This is a genomic window from Roseivirga seohaensis (assembly GCF_001592945.1).
GTDB lineage: Bacteria > Bacteroidota > Bacteroidia > Cytophagales > Cyclobacteriaceae > Roseivirga > Roseivirga seohaensis.
In genome coordinates this window covers 69,508-88,948 of record NZ_LRPB01000047.1, presented here as the reverse complement: position 1 = coordinate 88,948, position 19,441 = coordinate 69,508, and the positions used below count along the sequence as shown (strand labels likewise).

Annotated in this window: 16 protein-coding genes; 9 read left to right on the top strand and 7 right to left on the bottom strand. The window is 39.8% G+C overall.

Annotated features, from left to right (window positions below; translation table 11 throughout):
• Nucleotides 1–9 precede the first annotated feature (9 nt).
• The 7 genes from AWW67_RS13815 to AWW67_RS13785 form a co-directional block, all read right to left on the bottom strand.
• Nucleotides 10–321, bottom strand: coding sequence for a hypothetical protein (locus AWW67_RS13815; RefSeq protein ID WP_062302471.1), 312 nt, complete (start codon nt 319–321; stop codon nt 10–12).
• A 10-nt stretch (nt 322–331) separates the two neighbouring features.
• Nucleotides 332–3,538, bottom strand: a complete 3,207-nt coding sequence (locus tag AWW67_RS13810; protein WP_062302470.1) for an efflux RND transporter permease subunit — start codon at nt 3,536–3,538, stop codon at nt 332–334.
• 40 nt (nt 3,539–3,578) lie between these two features.
• A complete protein-coding gene (locus AWW67_RS13805) occupies nt 3,579–4,652 on the bottom strand; it encodes an efflux RND transporter periplasmic adaptor subunit (RefSeq protein ID WP_062302468.1) in 1,074 nt (357 codons plus the stop codon).
• Nucleotides 4,653–4,655: 3 nt separating this feature from the next.
• On the bottom strand, nt 4,656–5,969 hold the full coding sequence (locus tag AWW67_RS13800; protein ID WP_062302467.1) for a TolC family protein: 1,314 nt from the start codon (nt 5,967–5,969) through the stop codon (nt 4,656–4,658).
• Between the two features lie 149 nt (nt 5,970–6,118).
• Nucleotides 6,119–6,715 (bottom strand): hypothetical protein, encoded by a 597-nt coding sequence (locus tag AWW67_RS13795; RefSeq protein ID WP_062302465.1) that lies wholly within the window; start codon nt 6,713–6,715, stop codon nt 6,119–6,121.
• 2 nt (nt 6,716–6,717) lie between these two features.
• Complete coding sequence (locus AWW67_RS13790; protein WP_082794057.1) at nt 6,718–7,827, bottom strand: serine hydrolase domain-containing protein; 1,110 nt, start codon at nt 7,825–7,827, stop codon at nt 6,718–6,720.
• Nucleotides 7,828–7,830: 3 nt separating this feature from the next.
• Nucleotides 7,831–9,405 (bottom strand): N-acyl-D-amino-acid deacylase family protein, encoded by a 1,575-nt coding sequence (locus tag AWW67_RS13785; RefSeq protein ID WP_062302462.1) that lies wholly within the window; start codon nt 9,403–9,405, stop codon nt 7,831–7,833.
• Between the two features lie 328 nt (nt 9,406–9,733).
• On the opposite strand from AWW67_RS13785, the gene AWW67_RS13780 reads away from it, so the two are divergent.
• The 9 genes from AWW67_RS13780 to AWW67_RS13740 all read left to right on the top strand — a co-directional run bounded on the left by AWW67_RS13780 (nt 9,734) and on the right by AWW67_RS13740 (nt 19,422).
• A complete protein-coding gene (locus AWW67_RS13780) occupies nt 9,734–10,135 on the top strand; it encodes a response regulator (RefSeq protein WP_062302461.1) in 402 nt (133 codons plus the stop codon).
• Nucleotides 10,136–10,516: 381 nt separating this feature from the next.
• A complete protein-coding gene (locus tag AWW67_RS13775; RefSeq protein WP_053221964.1) occupies nt 10,517–10,912 on the top strand; it encodes a response regulator in 396 nt (131 codons plus the stop codon).
• Between the two features lie 11 nt (nt 10,913–10,923).
• On the top strand, nt 10,924–12,975 hold the full coding sequence (locus AWW67_RS13770) for an LruC domain-containing protein (protein ID WP_071387143.1): 2,052 nt from the start codon (nt 10,924–10,926) through the stop codon (nt 12,973–12,975).
• A 234-nt stretch (nt 12,976–13,209) separates the two neighbouring features.
• The gene (locus AWW67_RS13765) at nt 13,210–14,100 is read left to right on the top strand and encodes a hypothetical protein (RefSeq protein ID WP_062302458.1); all 891 of its coding nucleotides are present in this window, start codon (nt 13,210–13,212) and stop codon (nt 14,098–14,100) included.
• Nucleotides 14,101–14,137: 37 nt separating this feature from the next.
• Nucleotides 14,138–14,509 carry a VOC family protein gene (locus AWW67_RS13760; RefSeq protein ID WP_062302457.1) on the top strand — a complete coding sequence of 124 codons (372 nt, stop codon included), beginning with the start codon at nt 14,138–14,140 and terminating at the stop codon, nt 14,507–14,509.
• A 231-nt stretch (nt 14,510–14,740) separates the two neighbouring features.
• On the top strand, nt 14,741–15,502 hold the full coding sequence (locus AWW67_RS13755) for a sugar transferase (protein ID WP_082338032.1): 762 nt from the start codon (nt 14,741–14,743) through the stop codon (nt 15,500–15,502).
• A gap of 3 nt (nt 15,503–15,505) precedes the next feature.
• Nucleotides 15,506–16,675, top strand: a complete 1,170-nt coding sequence (locus AWW67_RS13750; RefSeq protein WP_062302455.1) for an acyltransferase family protein — start codon at nt 15,506–15,508, stop codon at nt 16,673–16,675.
• A 5-nt stretch (nt 16,676–16,680) separates the two neighbouring features.
• The gene (locus tag AWW67_RS13745; RefSeq protein ID WP_062302454.1) at nt 16,681–17,382 is read left to right on the top strand and encodes a TolC family protein; all 702 of its coding nucleotides are present in this window, start codon (nt 16,681–16,683) and stop codon (nt 17,380–17,382) included.
• Nucleotides 17,383–17,385: 3 nt separating this feature from the next.
• On the top strand, nt 17,386–19,422 hold the full coding sequence (locus AWW67_RS13740; RefSeq protein WP_062302452.1) for a GumC family protein: 2,037 nt from the start codon (nt 17,386–17,388) through the stop codon (nt 19,420–19,422).
• Nucleotides 19,423–19,441 lie beyond the last annotated feature (19 nt).

The following is a 19,441-nucleotide window of genomic DNA, read 5'->3' as shown; positions in this document are numbered from 1 at the left end:
ATATTCTTTTTAAATGTTATTCATTCTTTTAATGTCCATTACTGCCACGTGAATTTTCGACTCTGATTCTTGGCTTTCATTTAGGTTTCTGATCTTTAACATGACCTCGTCTACAATAAGCGTAGGTACAAAGGCATAGAATAAAACAGACTGACGTTCGCCAATGCTCGAGGCAAACCAATTGGCAGAGATGGGTTCACCTTCTGGATCTTTATAACCCGTTACATCCATATAGGAGAAGGTTTTGACTCCTGCTTTTTTTAGTAGGCTTTTGATGTCCTTTTCAAAAGCCCTTGCCGCTGTGATTATTAATAATTCCATGATCTTATGATTACTGGTTTGATGATTTATTCTCCCACTTTTTGCGTTCGGTCATATAGTAAATGAGCGGAACAACAATTAGGGTGAGCAAAGTGGAAACAATAGCCCCCGCCACTAATGAAATGGCCAGTCCCTGAAATATAGGGTCGAACAGGATGATGGATGCACCAATCACTACCGCACCCGTGGTGAGTAGAATGGGCTTAGTACGTACCGCACCGGCATCCACGATGGCTTGTTTTATAGAAGCTCCTTCGTTTAGTCTGATCTCTATAAAATCGATCAGCAGCACCGAATTTCTTACCATAATTCCAGCCAAAGCAATCATGCCTATAAAGGATGTGGCTGTGAAAAATGCTCCTAACATCCAGTGGCCTAACACTATACCCACCAACGAAAGCGGTATAGCAATCATCATTACAATTGGTGTTTTGAAGTTCTGGAACCAGCCAACAATCAGCATATAAATGATCACTATCACTACCAAAAAGGCAGTTCCTAAGTCTCTAAAAACCTCCATGGTAATTTGCCATTCTCCGTCCCATTTCACAGTATAATCCGACTCATCTTCAGGTTGACCCATGTACATTTCGTTAACCGAGTAGCCTTTCGGCACAGTAAGGTTTTGAATCTGCTCGGTCATGCCCAAAATGGCATAAGCAGGACTTTCCAAATCTCCAGCCATATCGGCCAAAACATACACCACGCGCTTCTGGTCTTTGTGATAAATTGTAGGTTGGAGCGTGTCTTTTGTTACTTTGACCAAATCGCTCACAGTAACTAAATTACCTTGCTGTCCTTTGATTTTAAGCCCCTCAATATCTTGCAGACTGGACTTGTCTTTATCGTCTAAAGCCAATACAATACCCACAGGGTTATTGGCATCTTGGTCGTAAAAATTCGACACAGGATATTCTTGCATAAGGTAAGTAATGCTTCCCACCACTTGCTGAGGAACAATTCCGTGCATCATGGCTTTTTCGCTATCTACCTCGAACCTGTATTCTGTCTGTCCATCCTCTACATTCCAGTCAACATCAACCACATCTTGTGTATTCAGCAAAAGCTCTTTTACTTGGGCAGCCAGCTTGATTTGTTCATTATAATCAGGACCATAAATCTCCGTCACTAAGGTTGAAAGTACGGGCGGGCCAGGTGGCACTTCTACGAGTTTTACATTTGCATTATGCTTAGCACCTATGGCCTGAATATCGGCACGTAGCATTTTGGTAATGTCATGGCTTGACAAGTCACGATCAGCTTTATGCAACAGATTTACTTGTATATCGGCCTGATTGCTTCCTCCGCGTAAATCGTAATGCCTTACCAAACCATTAAACGTGATGGGTGCCGAACTGCCTACATAATTCTGATAACTTACTACTTCGGACACATTGGATAAATACTGAGCGATTTCTTGAGTCACAGCCGCAGTACGCTCTAAGGTGGTTCCTTCAGGCATGTCAATTACCACTTGAAACTCATTCTTATTATCGAAAGGCAGCATTTTAACCACCACCGACTGGTTGTAAAACATGAACATTGAACCCAAGAGCAATACCACCGTAGCACCCAATAGCGCCCATCTTTTTATTTTACTTTCTAAGAAAGGAAATTCTATGGCTTTATAGGCCTTATAAATAAAGGTAGTTTCGTATGCTTTTTCCTCCTTCTCTTCTCCACTTTCTTTTTCACGAAGAAAATGGTAGCCTAAATATGGAGTGATGGTTAAGGCAATAAACAATGAAAGAATCATGGCAATAGATGCTCCAATTGGCATTGGACTCATATACGGACCCATCATGCCCGACACAAAAGCCATTGGTAAAATGGCAGCAATTACAGTGAATGTGGCCAAAATAGTTGGGTTACCTACTTCATTGATGGCATAAATAGCCGCTTGCTTGAAAGGCAGTTTCTTCGACTTAAAATGCCTGTGCATGTTTTCAGCAATGATAATACTATCATCTACCACAATACCCACCACAAAAACCAAGGCGAAAAGCGTGATTCGGTTAAGCGTATAGCCCAGCATGTAATAGCTAAAAAGCGTCAGAGCAAAAGTGAGTGGAACAGACAAGAATACCACTAACCCGCCTCTCCAGCCCATGGAAAGCATTACCAAAACCGTTACGGCTATAATGGCCACACCCAAATGCAAGAGCAACTCTCCTACTTTATGCGAAGCGGTTTCACCGTAATTTCTAGTAATCGCTACCTCAACATCGTTCGGAATCAAGTTCCTTTTCAAACCCTCTACTTGTGTAAGGATTTTATCTGCCACTTTCATGGCATCAGCACCTTTTACTTTGGCTACAGAAATGGTTACCGCAGGGTATTCTGAAGGAAATGAAGCATATTCTTCGTTTGCCTTGCCATAACCAAACGACACATAATTTCTAGAAGCCGATGGCCCATCTACGATTTTGGCCACTTGGCTTAAATAAACGGGTAAGTTTTTATTCACCCCTACTACCAACCGCTCTACCTCTTCTACAGAAGAAAGGAACTTACCCGTTGTAATCAGAAATTCTTGATCGTTTTGAACAAACTTGTCCGACTGGGAACTGCTGTTGCTGGCCTGAATAATCTGCATAATCCCCATCGGATCTACGCCATTTTCAGCCATCTTATCTTTGTCCAGCACAATCTTTAATTGCCTAGTTCTTCCACCAATTACTTTGGTAATGGCTACATCACTTACTTTTTCAATCTCAGTGGTTAACTCCTCAGCCATTTGTCTAAGTTGAAAATCACTATAGTTTTCACTCCAGAGTGTGATTCCCAACATTGGCACATCGTCAATGGACCTTGTTTTCACCAAAGGCTGATAAACGCCTTCGGGGAACATGCCTTTGTTTTTTTCGAGTTCATCGTAGAGTTTCACATAGGAACGCTCAACATCTTCGCCCACAAAGAATTGAATGATGAGCACCGCTTGGCCATTCATCGACATACTGTGAACATGCTCCACTCCTTTGATATTGGAGATGATTTTCTCTAAAGGCCTCACCACACGGTTTTCAATTTCCGTAGGATTTGCCCCAGGATAGCCAATCATAATATCGGCCATGGGTACGATTATTTGCGGTTCTTCTTCGCGCGGAATAAGAAACGAACTGTATACACCAATGATCATCAACGCCACCATAAGCAGTACAGTCAGCTTAGAGTTGATAAATAGATTGGCTATTTTTCCTGAAATTCCTTCTTGCATTTCTGTCTCGTTAAATTGTTTTCAATCGGACTTACAAGTCTTAAAATGTAACTTTTGCTCCGTTGTACAGCTTGCCTTCATGGCTTAGAATAAAGTGCTCGTTTTCTCCAAGTCCAGAAATCACCTCTACTTTTTCGTTATAGGTTCTTCCCAATCTTAACCACCTTAGAATAGCGATTTTGTCATCCGTCACTACATAAACTCCAGTCAATTGCCCTTTCTGAATCAATGCGCTAGTGGGTATCATAATTTGAGAAGTCTCAGTTTCCGTTGAATTTGCAGCGAATTTTACGTTCACGAACATGCCCGAACGTAATGCTTCGTCAGTCGCTTTGATGGCAACTTTCACCAAGTATTGACCACCCGTATTTTGTGCCGAAGGGCTCAACTCAATGATATTGCCTTCAAATTCTTTTTCAATCGACTTTACATAGACCATTGCTTTTGTGTCTTCGGTAATGCCCGAGATATCAGATTCTGAAATCGAAGCCACCACCTGATAGTTTTTGGCATCTTCCAAAGCAATAAGCGGCATACCCGGATTGGCCATCATACCTTCCTTGATAAATGAATTCACCACCACACCAGAGAAAGGTGCTTTGATATCGGAGTAAGCAAATTGTGCCTCCACTCCTTTTTTCATTTGTTCAGCAGCCTCCACATTAGCTTTTGCCACTTCGAATCGAGTAGTCATGTCGTCCAATTCCTTCTGTGAAGCACTTCCTTTTTCAAACAATGATTTAAACCGTTGAAAGTCTGTTTCTGCATTCTTTAAACCACTTTTAGCCTGAATAATAGAAGCATCTACTTGTGCCTTTTGGGCGATCAAATCGGCATTACTAATGTTAATGAGCGTTTGTCCTTTGCTTACTTTATCACCCACTTTTACATGAACCTTAGTAACATTGCCCATCATTCGGGTACTTAAATTTGCATTTTGACCTGCTTCAATTTTTCCGCTGGCAGCTATATAGCCTGCCGATTCAGAAGCATTTACTTGGGCAACTTTTACAGGCACTGAAGGAAGTTTAGTGATTTCCTTTTGTTCTGTTGTGCCACAACCTACCGTTAGGAATGCAGCAAATGTTAGAAGTATATATTGGTATGTTTTCATCGTTTATCTAGTTAAAAACCTTAAGTATTCTTTCGTTAAGTTGTATTCAAAAAGGGCTTGTACGTGTTCCAGTTCTTTCTGAAACATTTGAGTTTCGGCCATCAACAAATCGGCTGTTTTTTCCAAGCCTTCCATAAATCGGTCTTTTCTGATGCGATAGGCTTCGGCTTTCTGCTCAAAAGCTTTTTGTGATAGCGCCACCTTGTTTTCAGCATCAGCCAATTGACGGTTGGCTTTGTTTAATTCGAACTGGGCTTGCTGTGTATAATTTTCCTTTTCGATCGTGGCTTTTTCCACCATAGCTTGGGCTTTCTGAATTTTGCCCACATTCTTGTTTCCATCGAAAATGTTCCATGAAATCTGTAGCCCTACCAAATAACCATCGGCACCAAAGCCAAAAGCATTATTGTCGTACACTTGGTAATTGCCAAAAGCATTAATTCTAGGTAAAGCACTCATTTTATCGGATTTGAGCATTTTCTCATGCCCTAAAAGCGCCTTGTTCATGGCTACTAAATCCTTTCTGTCTTGCGATAAAAGGTTGGAAAAGTCTTCGGTTTGTAGACGGCTAGAAATAGTAGATTGCGGCTTGTATACCGTTCCGTCAATGTCAGTTCCTAGCAGAGTTGCCAGTCCATCGGAAGCATTTTTAATGTTGCTTTTGGCGTATCTTAACTGGTTTTCTACCTCAATTTGTCTGACCGCCACATCCAATACATCGGCCCTCTTTGCCAAACCTTGGTCGAAGTAATCGTTTATAAGCTTAAGCCCTTGGTCGGCAGTATATTTGGCGCGTTCTAAAACCGACACTGCCTCATAAGCCAACTGCAATTGCATATAAGCTTTGATGGCCTCCATTTCCATGTGTTCTTGAATGCGCGCGGCTTGTAATTCATAAGCTTCAACTTGAATTTGCGCTGCTTGACGCTGATAAACGCCATCCAAATTGAGGAGCGGTTGCAATACCTGCACCTCTACCGAATAGTTCTCAATCCTGTCGGGATCATTCAATCGGTTAGGATCGAAATCCGCAGGGGTCAGTCTTTCTTGGTTCAGTTTAGAACCGAAAGCCATGAGCGGATTGTTGGTCATCATGGAGGTTTGTGTAGCAGAAACGGAAGGTAGAAACAGTGCTTTCGACTGATTCAGATCTCCCTGCGCCATGGCCGTTTGTTGCTCGGCAATTTTTGATTGAAGATTATTCTGAAGTACACGCTGTACCAGATCATCTTTCGATATGAGTAGCGTGTCTTGACTTTTGGCCGTAAAAGCCAGCAGTTGACCCGCTATGAGAAGTATTAAAACCTTTTTATTCATTACGCTTTGTCCTTATTTGGATCAAAGGTAGGCGGACGCTGAATGGCAGTTGGTAACGATTGTTACACACCAATCGACCTATCGGTTTTAATGTTTTAGATAAGAATTTCGGGTTCGATGGTATTCTAAGGAAGTAGTTTGGGTACTAATCATCGTTTAGTAACTAGAACCCCACCATAGCTGTATATTCCTATGGGAAGAGAATCTATAAATTGATCAAAAAGATAATTAAGATCAATTTTCATTTTTATGATTTTTAAAAGACCACGGATTTGAGCTATTTCTTTTAAGTCTGGATTTTGATAATAATCATTCTCCGGTTCCCAGTAAGAGAATTCACGATCCACATCAGTAGTTTTAATATGAAAGGAAATGCTCGTTCCATCAAAACCCGTAATACAACCTTCCACCTCACTGCAAGAAGGGATCGATTCAACCCCTTGCTTGAAAACCTCATTCATTATCTTCTCAACATCATCGCCTGGAATAGCTAATCGTTGTCTAATGTATTTAATGGGTTCTCCTTTTCTATTAATCTTTAAAACTGAATTGATCAACACACCCTCATAGCTGTGATCCATACTTTTAACCAACTCCAGTAATTGTCTGTCATTTATCTCTATTGTATAGATTCTTTCATGTATTAACTTATCAAAATTAGTGTGCTGAACTGAATCATTCGATTGCCCAAATACGGAATTATGAAAAATAATCAATGAAGCTACTATGCTAAAAAAATGCTTCATCTCTACCTCCCCTCCACAAACATTTCCATCAGTTCAAACTGTAATCCGTTGTAGTTGAGCGGGTCCATATTGCCAGTAATGGCCAATACGGTTTGAGTTTCTTTGTGGATAAGGAAATAAGTAATTCCACCTACTGAACCTCCACTGTGCCCATAAAATGTATTGCCGCTTTTACGCGCATAAGTAGACCAACCTATTCCGTAATTGGTTGCCTTTCCATCGTCAGTCTTCTGCGAAGTCATAAACTCGTCAAGCACTTCTTGTTTCAGGAAACCAGCCGTCATATGGGCTTGACCGAAAATACAGAGGTCTTCCGTTGTGCCCACAAAACCTCCTCCAGCCCATTTGTAGCTGTTGTCTACATAAGGCGCGGCCACAACCTTTCCATCTTTGAATTGATAAAACTTGGTGAGGTTGGCTGTTTTGCGATCGGCATATTCTGCAACCGTATTGTCCATTCCCAATTTATCAAACACCTGTTGCTGCATAAATTGTAGAAAATCAGAAGTTTGAAACGAGAATTCACCCGCATTGGCGGTCTCCATGGCAGCGGAAATCAGGTTCCAACCATAACTTGAATAAGAATAGGTGGTACCGGGTTTATTAATCAACGGATCATTCATGAAAATAGCCAAGCCATCGGTAACAGTCGGGTAGTTTTTTGCACTCAAAAATTCATTACCTTGATAGTGACGAATTCCTGCCATATGCCCTCCCAATTGCCTTAAGGTAATGTCATACTTTTTTTCTGGCCAAACGGGAACGTATTTCTGAATGGGTACATCCAAATCTACTTTTCCCTCCTGATAAAGCAGCGCCAAACCAGCAGCCGTGAGCGTTTTGGAAACACTCCCAATCCGGAACTTGGTTTTGGAAGGGTCGACAGGTGTTTTATTCTCTAGGTCGGAATAGCCATAGCCTTTCGAAAAGACCAATTGCCCTTTTTGAGAAATGGAAATGCTCAAGCCGGGAACTTGAGTGGCTTCCACAAAAGCCTTGATTTTTTGGTCGGCTTGTTCTTGAAGTGTTTGGGCGGAAACACTTACCCAGAGAAAGAGCGTTAAGAGCATCCAAGTTGATTTACGCCATAGGGAAATTTGAAGTCGTTTCATAGGTTATTGGTTTTTTCTGAGTACTCGGCCTGCTCTTTCGCTGGTCAGTTCGCCTTGGTCAATAGTAAGTTTTCCGTTCACAATCACATAGTCAATCCCCTCTGGATAATGATGTGGATCTTCGAAAGTGCCTTTGTCGATTACTGTTTTGGGATTGAAAACAGTGATATCTGCTTTCATGCCTTCTTTGATATAACCGCGGTCTGTTAGGCCTAGCCTATCGGCAGGCATTGAAGTCATTTTACGTAACGCGGTTTGCAAGTCAATCACCCCTTCTTCCCTAACATAATAGCCTAAAACTCTCGGAAATGTTCCGTAACCTCTTGGATGTGGATGTCCAACTCCGGGCTCTAACAAGGCCCCATCCGAAGCCACCATCACCATTGGATGCTGCATAATACGTTTCACATCTTCTTCATTAATGGCATGGAAAACACAAGAAGCTCCACCGTTCAATTGTGCTTCAATCACCAATTCGGCACCATTTCTAAAAGTGGGTTCTAACCCTCGTTCAATGGCCCAATCCTTTAAAGTCTTTCCGTTTAATTCTGGTTTGTATTTAAAAGAAGCAAACTGCACCACATCCAATTGAGCACCTCCTCTATCAAACTCTAAATTAAACATGATTTCTTCAATGATTTTCTCTTTCGTTTTAGGGTCTTCTAGCCTTTTCTTCAAGGCCGAAGTTCCTCCCGCCATTGCCCAAGTGGGAATAAGCACCGAAATACCAGTAGAACTTGCTGTATAAGGATATTGATCTGCCATAATATCCAAACCAATACTTCTGGCCGAATCAATCATTGCCAAGGTTTTTATACTTGCACCCCACATCGGTCGGCCAATGGCTTTATGGTGAGTAAGAATCACGGGAATATCAGCCTCACGACTAATCATAATTGCTTCTTGCACTGCATCGAGCAAACCCAAACCTTCTTCCCTTAAATGAGATGTGTAAATACCACCAGCTTTACCCGCTACTTTAGAGAGCGCAATTACTTCATCTACTTTAGAGAAAGAACCAGGCACATACTTAAGCCCTGTGGAAATTCCAAAAGCTCCATTGTCCATTGCCTCTTGTACTTTAGCTTTCATTTCTTCTAATTCTTTAACCGTTGGCTCGCGGTTTTCAGTTTGCATTACCGCTCTTCGGATGGAGTTATGTCCCACCAAATAAGCAGCATTCACTCCCAACTCATATCTATCTAAACTGTCTAGGTAATCCTTCATGGGTGAAGGACCACGACCATCGGGACCACCCAAAACAGTGGTTACTCCTTGTTTGATGGCGCTCTCTGCTGCGGGCAACCGCATAATGGATTCCACATGCGCGTGCATATCGATAAAACCAGGCGACACGGCCAAACCCATTGCGTCAATGCGTTTGGTGGCTTTGGCTTTGCTTAAATCACCAATCTTCACGATTTGATCTCCAATAATTCCGATATCGGTGACTTGCTCTGCGTTAATAGTGCCATCGTAGACAGTTCCATTTTCAATAATGATGTCGTAAGAGGCTGATGAACCGCAGGATACGGCAAAACAAAAAATGAGCGCTGCAAAAAGTAGTTTCTTGATCATAGACTTAAAGTTGAAGAAGGAAGATAGTCAACTTATATGATAAATGCCCAGCTAGAATGTGTTGGGAGGTAGTAGAGCCAAGCAGTTAAAAACACTCCGTTCGCTATGTGAATATTTAATTTAGAACGAGAAAAACATAAAAAAAGAAGGGTTAGAAGCTTTAAAAACGTATCATTGCTAGGTACGAAGTGCTGCTTTTACATAAATTGGCCACAATTTCGAGGCTTACCCACTGTGAAACAAACACTTACCACAAGCTACCAAAACAATTGCGCTGTACTTCAAATCTGGGGTTATTCCCTTCTTTAAATTTGAAAATCACGAACAGATGCAGAGCAGCAATATATTTATTACGGTGGATGACGATCCCATCAACCAATTCCTTTCAAAAGTAATCATCACAAAAAATGTAGAGAATGCTGAAGTAATCTCTTTTAGCAATGTACAGGATGCAATGGGTTTTATAAACGATGAAAAATCCAGTTTTCATAAAATCATATTGCTTCTCGATATTAATATGCCTCAGTATGATGGTTGGGACTTTCTAGATCAATTCGATCACTTTGATATTGGGCTCAAGAAAAAGTTTGACATTTATTTACTCTCCTCATCCACTGATAAATCCGATTTTAACAAAGCCAAGTTTTATCCTTCGGTTGTTGATTTTATATCAAAACCGCTAACAAGCACTTCACTCGATATTGTTTTCAAGCGATTAAAAGCCGCGTAGGCTGCAAAAGTGTATTCGGCAAGCAGCCTAAATTCCGTAGAACAGTCATTATTAATTATTTGGTAGATGTAAACGTGTGTGTTTGTGTGGCATTCTACCTTCTGACCTCGTCATAAAAATGACGGGGTTATTTTTTTGTTCAAAGTTTAAATAAGCAGTAAAACTCTAAGCTGGGTTTGAGCGATTCTGTATATAAATGACCAAAAAATCACCTTCAACCAACTTTTTCGAGCTTCAAACACATCATTAAGTATTTCACCTATTTCTTTATCGTCAGTTTATCTCCCATTATCGAAGAAAAGAGTCCGTTCGTCTTTTCTGCCGCAAAAGCGCGTTTTCACCCCCTACTTTTGACTCAAGAAAACGAAAACAATACGCAAAATGGAAACTATATTAATCGTAGAGAGCAACACAATGATGAGATTATTCTTGGCAAATTACCTAGAGAATGATCATAGTGTTAAAGCTGTTAAATCTCCAGCAGAAGCTCTAGAGTGGTTAGAAGTTAACGAGGCAGCATTAATATTAGCGGATTATCAAATCAAAAATTCAAACGAGTATCAGGAGCTAAGTCAATTAAAAAAGCAAGCCGATTTGAATTCAACTCCAATGATTATTCTTACTGATAACGACAAGAGTGAGCAAAGAATACACGCGTTAGAACTTGGCGTTAGCGATTCAATCAGCAAGCCATTTAGCCCTATAGAATTAAGCCTGAGAGTAAATGTAGCCTTAAAGGCTGGCCAAGCAAGAACTCGATTCCAAAAAGTAGCCTAAAGAAAAGAATCATGAAAAAATTAACTGCATTACTTAGCCTGCTTCTCATAATGGGTTGCGTTAAAGAACCAGATTTTGAAAAGTTAAATGAAGAGTCGGTTGAAGTATCAGAGTTTGCTGACTTCGATTTTCAAAGTGTAACATCAACACAAATCAACCTGACTTTTAGAGATGCCCAAGGCACTCCATTAAAAGGCATTAAAATTCAATTGATAGATCCATTAACAGATCAAATATTGGTTACTGGAGTAACAAATACCAACGGAATTTTAAGTCAGAAAATAGCTTTAGCGAACCATTTAACTGAGTTGGTTATGGAAGCCCAATACATTGGTATTCCGAATAGCATTTCTATTCCAATTGTTTCAAATACGCTTACGCTAACCTATAATGGTTCAATTGACCCATCACAAGTCATCGATAACACTTTGTCTGTAGCCAATACAAGTAAAACAGGGTATGCAAGCGCAGGAACCACATTCAGCAACAGCACGCCTACCATTGTATATATGGGAGGTTATAATTCTGCTGGGGTGCCCAATTATTTAGAATCGGAGCGCGACATTGTTTCCGCATCTATTTTAGAATACATCAACGCATCATTACCAGAAAGTCTGCCCGTGCCAGATTATCACCCAACCTATTTGGCCAACGGAAAGAAAACAACTTTAGACATTGTAGAAACCGCAGACGTTTGGTTGACTTTTGTACATGAAGGAGCAGGATGGAGAAACGCAATCGGTTTCTACACCTATCCTACCAACACACCTCCGCAATCATTAAACGATGTACAACAAATTAATGTAGCCTTTCCTAATCTATCATTCGCTGGCAGTGGTGGTGGATTAATTACTGGCGACAAAGTAAATATTGGTCGTTTCGAGCCAGGGATTTCAATTGGATTGGTATTATTGGCCGATGGCTGGAATGGTAGTAACTCTGAAGATTATAACCACGTAGTGTTTGCCGACAAAAACCTAAACCCAGAAACAGACGACAACTTAAAGCAACACAATGTATTGCTTTGGGACGAAGAAAACGAACTCTTTCTACTTGGTTTTGAAGATGTTAGACGAGACGACATTCCTTTTAAATGTGATCAAGATTTTAACGATGCCATACTATTTGTAACCTCAAACCCAGTAAAGGCCATTAGCACTACCAATGTCAGTCCTATTGATAAACCTGGCGTTTTAGATACTGATGGTGATGGCATAAATGATGCGCTTGATGAATATCCTAACGATGGCACTAAAGCTTACGACAGCTACTACCCTTCTTCTACTACCTACGGCACCTTTGCTTTTGAAGACAATTGGCCAAATATGGGCGACTATGACTTTAACGATTTGGTGGTAGACTACCAGTTTAAACACATCATGAATGCTGATAACAACGTAGTAGAAATGGCACCCAAGTTTGTGGTAAGAGCAGCAGGTGCAGGTTACAGAAACGGTTTTGGCTTCTCTACAGATCTTATTCCTAGTGATATTTTAAGCACAGAGGGTAATGTTTTGAATACAGGACTGATTAATACGAATACCAATGGAACAGAAGCCAATCAAGGTAAAGCAGTATTTATTGTTTCAGACAATGTGCACGACCTGTTTGCTACAAGCGGTTTTATCAATACACGAAATGAAGAAAGTTATGCTGAGCCATCAATAGTGAGTATGACAATTAAACTGAACAGTCCAAAAGCAATCGAAAACTTGGGTTCTGTGCCTTATAACCCTTTTATCATTATTTCTCAGAATAGAGGTAGAGAGGCGCACTTACCAGGCTATGCCCCTACAGATTTAGTAGATAATAGCTTTTTTGGAACAGCTGATGATAACTCTGATCCATCAAGAGGCGACTATTATAAGTCGAAAACAAGCTTGCCTTGGGGAATTAACTTACCTGAAAGTTTTGTTTACCCCGAGGAAAGTGTTGACATTAGAAAAGGTCATTTAAGATTTAATGATTGGGCTAAAAGCAGTGGCTACAGCTACATGGATTGGTACAGAAGTGTAGACGGATACAGAGAAGTTGGAAAACTGTACACAAAGGGTATGGACTAAGTGTGTGTGAAGTGTTAAGTCCACTACCCAAGCCCCGGCATGAAAATGTCGGGGTTCATTTTTTACAACCTAATGAGCTGAAAACCAATTTCACTAAGCTATCTTCAACTGAGAGACCATAGACCAACCATTTTATTCCTCAATTTATCATAAATTAATACCCAAATGTGTTAAGTTTGATTTGTATCAATTGTGATAACACAATCATTTTTTTATTTACCAAAGCCAACCATCATGAAACCATGTTTAAAATTTTTAGCGTTAAGCATTCCTTTCTTCTTTGCATATTCAATAACAAAAGCCCAAAACACTGAGCTCGAAAAAACTACAGGCTATGTAAACTTTAGCTTGGGCGAAACCACCCTTCCACATGAAAAAACTCAAAGTCTGTCCCTCTTTGGTTGCAATACAAATATTACCATCGACAGTAAATTATGGAACGGGCCAAAAGGTTTTAGTTGGAACAAGGCAAATCAAGTACTCTCGGGCATACCTGTTGGGCATCAAATAGACCCAAAAACAAATAAGCCTTATTATGTTGCTAAATATTATATTGCTTCGCCCCCAGTTTTTAAAGCAGGCGGCCAGAATGACCCAAATACCTTATATGATATTGGCATAGTCACCCCTGATAATTTTGTTTTCGATGGAAAAAAGCCCGTTCAGATGGTTTACCTTGATTACAATGTACTTAAACCTATGTTCATCAAATACATTGAAGTAAAGTTCGATAGTTCATTCGATAATTTAGGCGTTGATTTCATCCCATTTATGGTAGAATGCAATGACTTTCCGTGGCGAGAAGCTAACGGTATTAGCGGTGCTCAAGGCGCCTCAGGCATTGGCTCTTTAACTAAAGATTCAACAAATGTAGCGAGACTATTTCTCCCCTATTATTATCCCTACGATACTGAAGGCAGTGCACCTACTAACTCAATGGAAGAATACTTGGACTGTGAGGTGACACTGCTAAATGATATCCTTTTTCATTATGAAGTATTCTTTATCGTGAATGGAGAAAAACGTACTTCGATCAATTTGAAAACCTTGCAAAACGAAAAAATTAGCTTTCATGCTGAATATCGTGAAGAGCTGTCGGCAGGCTGCGTTGAGTCTAAGCAATAAAATCCCTATCTTCCTTTTTTAAACAAAACCCACCACTATGAAACTTGGCGCATTTTCCGTTAGCCTTAGTGTAAAAGACTTAAAGGCCTCTAAAGATTTTTACAAAGCCCTTGGCTTTACAGCTTTTGCCGGAGATATGGAAAAAAATTACTTGATCATGAAAAATGGTAATGCCCTAGTAGGGCTTTTTCAAGGTATGTTTCCTAATAACATTCTAACTTTTAACCCTGGTTGGGACGAAAACGCACAAAAACTTGAGTCTTTTGATGATGTGCGCGCCATACAAAAGGAATTAAAAAGCAAAGGCATTGAACTTCAAAGTGCGGCAGACGAAAACAGTTCTGGTCCAGCCAGTTTAGTAGTTACAGATCCGGACGGCAATGCAATACTTATCGATCAGCATGTTTAAGGTCTTACCCTTTAACTTAATAACTCTTCTCAGCATTTTGTCAACATTCCATTACTGAGTGGCTATTAAAATAGACTGAGCAGAATAAATAAACCAGAGAAAACCACCCAAAACCAAGTAAAACCAACAACCTCTAATTCATTTCATTCAACTGCCAAAACCCTGCAGTCGTCTAAATTATAAAAGCCGAGGCCTCATTCAGAATAGCTTTGTATCAAAGAAAATAGAGCTATGAGACCTTCATTAAAAGTACCCTTTGTAAAAAGAGCCTTCGACATCACCGTAACCAGCATTCTTATCTTATGCTTGGCTCCCCTATTCCTATTGGTCATGATACTGATCAGGCTGGAATCAAAAGGCCCAATCTTCTACTACTCTTACCGTGTAGGAATGGGCTATAAAATTTTCAAGTTCTATAAGTTCAGGTCAATGCGTACCGATGCCGACCAAATGGTAGAGCAACTAAAGCATTTGAACCAATACGCCAATAATGAAGAACAAACCATTAAGGCCAAGCCTCTTACGCGATCAATTATAGCTTACGCTAACCACGACCATATTTTAGTGAAGGACGATGAATTATTTGAAGAGTCGGAATATGAGCAATTCAAAGCGTTAGAAGACAAAAAGGCTTTTGTGAAAATTAACAACGACCCGAGAATTACGAGAGTGGGTAAGTTTATCAGAAACACGAGTATCGATGAATTACCTCAGCTCTTTAATATCCTTATTGGCGATATGTCATTGGTAGGCAATCGCCCTTTGCCGCTGTACGAAGCTGAAAAATTAACAACAGATAAAACAGTAGGAAGATTTTTAGCACCTGCCGGACTCACGGGCTTATGGCAAGTTACCGAACGAGGGAAATCAGGAATGAGTACCGAAAGCCGATGCGATTTAGACATTGAGTATGCGCTGAAACATAACTTTTGGATGGACATGAAGATTCTCTTTAAAACTCCATTAGCAGCTCTACAACATGAAAACGTATAAATCATGAGGCGATTCATAGACTTCTGGAACTCCTTATTGCGCAGCCCTAATTCAGGAAATTACATTCCTTTTATTGACGGTTTTAGATTTCTGGCCATAGCTCCAGTAATTTTCCAACATGCCAATGAAAGACTTCTGAAGTATAGTGCTAGTGCTTCAAATCAATCGGGTTGGGAACAAATGTTATCATTCTTGATTAGTCGAGGTACCATTGGAGTGTTTATCTTCTTCGCAATTAGTGGTTTTGTGCTTACCATGCCCTATGCTAAAGGCAATAGAACGCTCAATTACAAAACCTATATATCTAGAAGGCTCACCAGAATTGAACCTCCGTTTATATTTTGGATTAGCTTTTTTGCGCTTATACTCTTGTTTCAAAGCAACCTTGGTATTGGAAAAGTATTGGCACATTATTTTGCTACGTTAACCTACACTCACAGTATTGTCTATGGTGAGTATTCCATTATCAATCCCGTAGCCTGGTCGTTAGAAGTAGAAATTCAATTTTATCTTATTGCCCCTTTTATTGCATTGCTCTATTTCAATCAGAAAGATGGTTTTGTAAGGAGAACCTTTCTGATCATCTTCTTAATTGCTTACATCACATTTCAGTACGTGTTGGGTTGGAATGTTCATCCACTCAAAGCCACTTTATTAGGCCACTTGCAGCATTTTCTGATTGGCATGTTAGCGGCAGATTTATATGTCAACCGTAAAACGATTGGCCGTATTAAACCTTGGGTTTGGGATGCCCTCGCTCCTGTGCTTTTGTTGGTTATGGCCTTTACCTGGACGGAAGAATATTACAAAACATTAATCTTCAATTCGGCACTTATTCTTTTGCTTATGGCAGGCTTTAATGGCCACTATTTCAACAAGTTTTTATCTGTAAAATGGATCACCATCATAGGAGGAATGTGCTATACCATTTACCTTATTCACTTGCCATTGCTCGAATTGCTCTATTCAGTTATCGGCTCGTTTGGTTACTCATCCCCTTATTGGTTACAGTTATCGATAAGTCTGATTATCGCCATTCCTATCGTGTTATTTAGCAGCATGATATTCTTCAAAACAATTGAAAAGCCCTTTATGAAGCCTGCCGGATTTAAAAATCTACTAAGCAGCATCAAGGGTATTGTTTCGGAGAAAACGGTTCAAATTCAAAAATAGAAACCATGAAAAAATTCTTAATCGTCATATTATTGATCAGTGCTACGGAACTAAATGCTCAGGAAACTCCCACTGGAATGGACAAGATCAAACCATTGGATTCTCTGATCAGTATGGCACTTAGAAATGCGCCTTCGGTACATCGCCTTACAACAGGCCAATTGCAGAAAGAGGAAGAAATGGCTATGTCGAAAAAAGACTGGTTACAGCATGTAGCATTAACTGCTGGTTATAACTACGGCAATGGAGTTATCTCCGATCAACTGTTGACTTCAAGCGATAATCAAAACACCTTTGTTACCCGCCAAAACGCTACTTATAGTTTAGGACTTAGCATTAGGCTACCATTTTCGGAACTGGTATCAAGAAAAAATAAAATCAAGTTGAATAAGTATGCTATTGAAGAAATTGAATACCAAAAATCTGACATCAAAAAAATAATTGCCGAAGAAGTAACCAAGCGTTACAATCAGCTTAGCCTTTCATTCAAAATTATAGAATTACAAACCGAGAAGATGCAAGCCAACGAATCGGCATTAATGCTGACCGAAGGCTATTTTAAAGCCGGAAAAGCAGAAATGGACGCTTACCGAATGGCTTTAGACATTGCTACTACTTCTAAAATAGAACTTGAAAAAACCAAAAGCGATGCTTGGTATACACTTAAGACATTAGAGCAATTGGTTGGATCTTCTATAATTCGATAAGCCATGAGTTTCGTTCAAATCGTTCGTTTATTAGTTCGCTTTTCGGCCTACATTGGCCTTACCGCACTGTGCCTGGCCTTTCTTGTATTCTGGTTTACCAAAGATGCAAAGCAAGAATACCAAAGCCATACCTTACTCAATACTGGACTTATTTCTGGGTATAATATTGAAAGTAATAATGGCGAGAGAATCGATTACGCCTACACCAATAACGAAATGGAGAACCTTATTAATTTGGCCACTTCATTCGAAACCCAAAAGGAGCTATCTGCCAGATTATTGGCCCATATGCTTTTAGAGAGATCGAAAGGCGAAAACCCAATTTTAAAAGAAAATCAGGAAGTTCTCGAAACCAGTTTAGAAAATATTGAAGTAAAAATAAATGGAAGAGACTCTTTGAAATCAGTTCAACAAAAAATAATTGAACTAAGAGAAGCCGATAAGCAGAATGCCATTTATGAACTCACTTATTCCAAAAACTTATTTTTTGGTCTAGATCAATTAGAGAACATTAAAGTAGTTAGAGAAGGCAATAGCGATATGATCCGTATGGAATACGCTTCCATTGATCCTTACATGAGCCAAATCACCTTGTCATTCCTCACTGATATTTTCATGGAAAGTCAGTTAGATACTAAAGAAGGCCAAACCGAATCGGTAATTCTATTCTTTGAAGAAGCAACTGCTAATACTTTGGCCAAGCTAAAGCAAGCAGAAGACGATTTATTGAATTTCAGAGTGAAAAATCAAATCATCAACTACTACGAACAAACCCGCTTTATTTCTGGAAACAAAGAAGAGTTAGACAAACAATTTCAAGATCAGTTGAAAATCAAAGCAGGAGCAGAATCGGCTATTAAACGTATTGAGTTAGAAATTGACGACAAAAGTGTATTGCCTGTAATTCAAGAAAGAATTGCCGACAACCAGAAGAAAATAGCAGCATTCACCAATGAGCTTACCGAAATTACCATCACCAACGATAGTCTTTTAGATAGACAAACGCTTGCTAAGAAAAGAGACCTTGAAGCGAAAATCAAAAACCTCAAGGCCGAAATGATTGAATCAACTAAATCGGTAATTGCTGTAACCCAAACTTCTGACGGTGTGCCTACTTCTAATCTTTTGACCCAATGGTTGAACTCGGTGATTAGTAGAGAAGAATCATCGGCCAAATTGGAAGTAATGAAAATACGTCAAAAAGAATACGAAGCTATTTATGATCGTTTTGCGCCTTTAGGTTCTACCCTTACCCGTTTGGAAAGAGAAATTGATGTGGCTGAAAGAGAGTATTTAGAGAATTTACGCAGCTACAACCAAGCTAGACTAGACCAATACAATATGCTAATGTCGAGCAACTTAAAGGTAATTGATAAGCCCTTTTACCCTGCTCAGCCAGAAAAATCAAAAACTTCAATGATGGTTATTCTAGCCTTCATGGTAGGGTTGGTCGTTCCATCAAGTGCGGTTATCGGTATGGAATTTATGGATAGCAGCTTGAAGAGTCCTAAAAATACTGCAGAGAAAACTGGGCTAAGAATAGCAGGCCTCATGCCTAAACTACCCAAAGATGTAGAAAAATCTAATATAGATTTCTCTACCATTACCGACCAAGCCATGAACTTATTTGTTCAAGAATTGAGAATAGCTGGCAAAAAGGCCACAGGCAAAAAGAATGTAGTAGTCTTCAGTATTCAAAACCAAGAAGGTAAAACTACATTGATTGAGAATGCTCAAAAATTTATTGAAAAGCATTTCGATGAAAATGAATTCAACTGGATTGAATTGCCTTCAATTCTAAACAATCCTTATGGTCATGACAAAGTGAAAAATGGCGACATCCATATTCTTGTTACTAAAGCAGACAGAAAATGGACCGAAGCCGATCAACACGCATTGAAAGTGTACAAAAAATATGTAGGTCAAAAGCCAGTGGTATTCCTTAATGGCGTTAGAACAGACATTATGGAAGATGTAATTGGCGAGGTACCAAAGAAACGTAGCTGGCTAAGAAGAAAAGTGAAAGCGGTTTTGAGCTAAGGCTTAAAATGCACGTGCG

Excerpts from the sequence above, each read along its gene's own strand:
- AWW67_RS13815 (WP_062302471.1), bottom strand. The coding sequence starts at position 321 with ATGGAATTATTAATAATCACAGCGGCAAGGGCTTTTGAAAAGGACATC.
- AWW67_RS13810 (WP_062302470.1), bottom strand. The coding sequence starts at position 3,538 with ATGCAAGAAGGAATTTCAGGAAAAATAGCCAATCTATTTATCAACTCT.
- AWW67_RS13805 (WP_062302468.1), bottom strand. The coding sequence starts at position 4,652 with ATGAAAACATACCAATATATACTTCTAACATTTGCTGCATTCCTAACG.
- AWW67_RS13800 (WP_062302467.1), bottom strand. The coding sequence starts at position 5,969 with ATGAATAAAAAGGTTTTAATACTTCTCATAGCGGGTCAACTGCTGGCT.
- AWW67_RS13795 (WP_062302465.1), bottom strand. The coding sequence starts at position 6,715 with ATGAAGCATTTTTTTAGCATAGTAGCTTCATTGATTATTTTTCATAAT.
- AWW67_RS13790 (WP_082794057.1), bottom strand. The coding sequence starts at position 7,827 with ATGAAACGACTTCAAATTTCCCTATGGCGTAAATCAACTTGGATGCTC.
- AWW67_RS13785 (WP_062302462.1), bottom strand. The coding sequence starts at position 9,405 with ATGATCAAGAAACTACTTTTTGCAGCGCTCATTTTTTGTTTTGCCGTA.
- AWW67_RS13780 (WP_062302461.1), top strand. The coding sequence starts at position 9,734 with ATGCAGAGCAGCAATATATTTATTACGGTGGATGACGATCCCATCAAC.
- AWW67_RS13775 (WP_053221964.1), top strand. The coding sequence starts at position 10,517 with ATGGAAACTATATTAATCGTAGAGAGCAACACAATGATGAGATTATTC.
- AWW67_RS13770 (WP_071387143.1), top strand. The coding sequence starts at position 10,924 with ATGAAAAAATTAACTGCATTACTTAGCCTGCTTCTCATAATGGGTTGC.
- AWW67_RS13765 (WP_062302458.1), top strand. The coding sequence starts at position 13,210 with ATGAAACCATGTTTAAAATTTTTAGCGTTAAGCATTCCTTTCTTCTTT.
- AWW67_RS13760 (WP_062302457.1), top strand. The coding sequence starts at position 14,138 with ATGAAACTTGGCGCATTTTCCGTTAGCCTTAGTGTAAAAGACTTAAAG.
- AWW67_RS13755 (WP_082338032.1), top strand. The coding sequence starts at position 14,741 with ATGAGACCTTCATTAAAAGTACCCTTTGTAAAAAGAGCCTTCGACATC.
- AWW67_RS13750 (WP_062302455.1), top strand. The coding sequence starts at position 15,506 with ATGAGGCGATTCATAGACTTCTGGAACTCCTTATTGCGCAGCCCTAAT.
- AWW67_RS13745 (WP_062302454.1), top strand. The coding sequence starts at position 16,681 with ATGAAAAAATTCTTAATCGTCATATTATTGATCAGTGCTACGGAACTA.
- AWW67_RS13740 (WP_062302452.1), top strand. The coding sequence starts at position 17,386 with ATGAGTTTCGTTCAAATCGTTCGTTTATTAGTTCGCTTTTCGGCCTAC.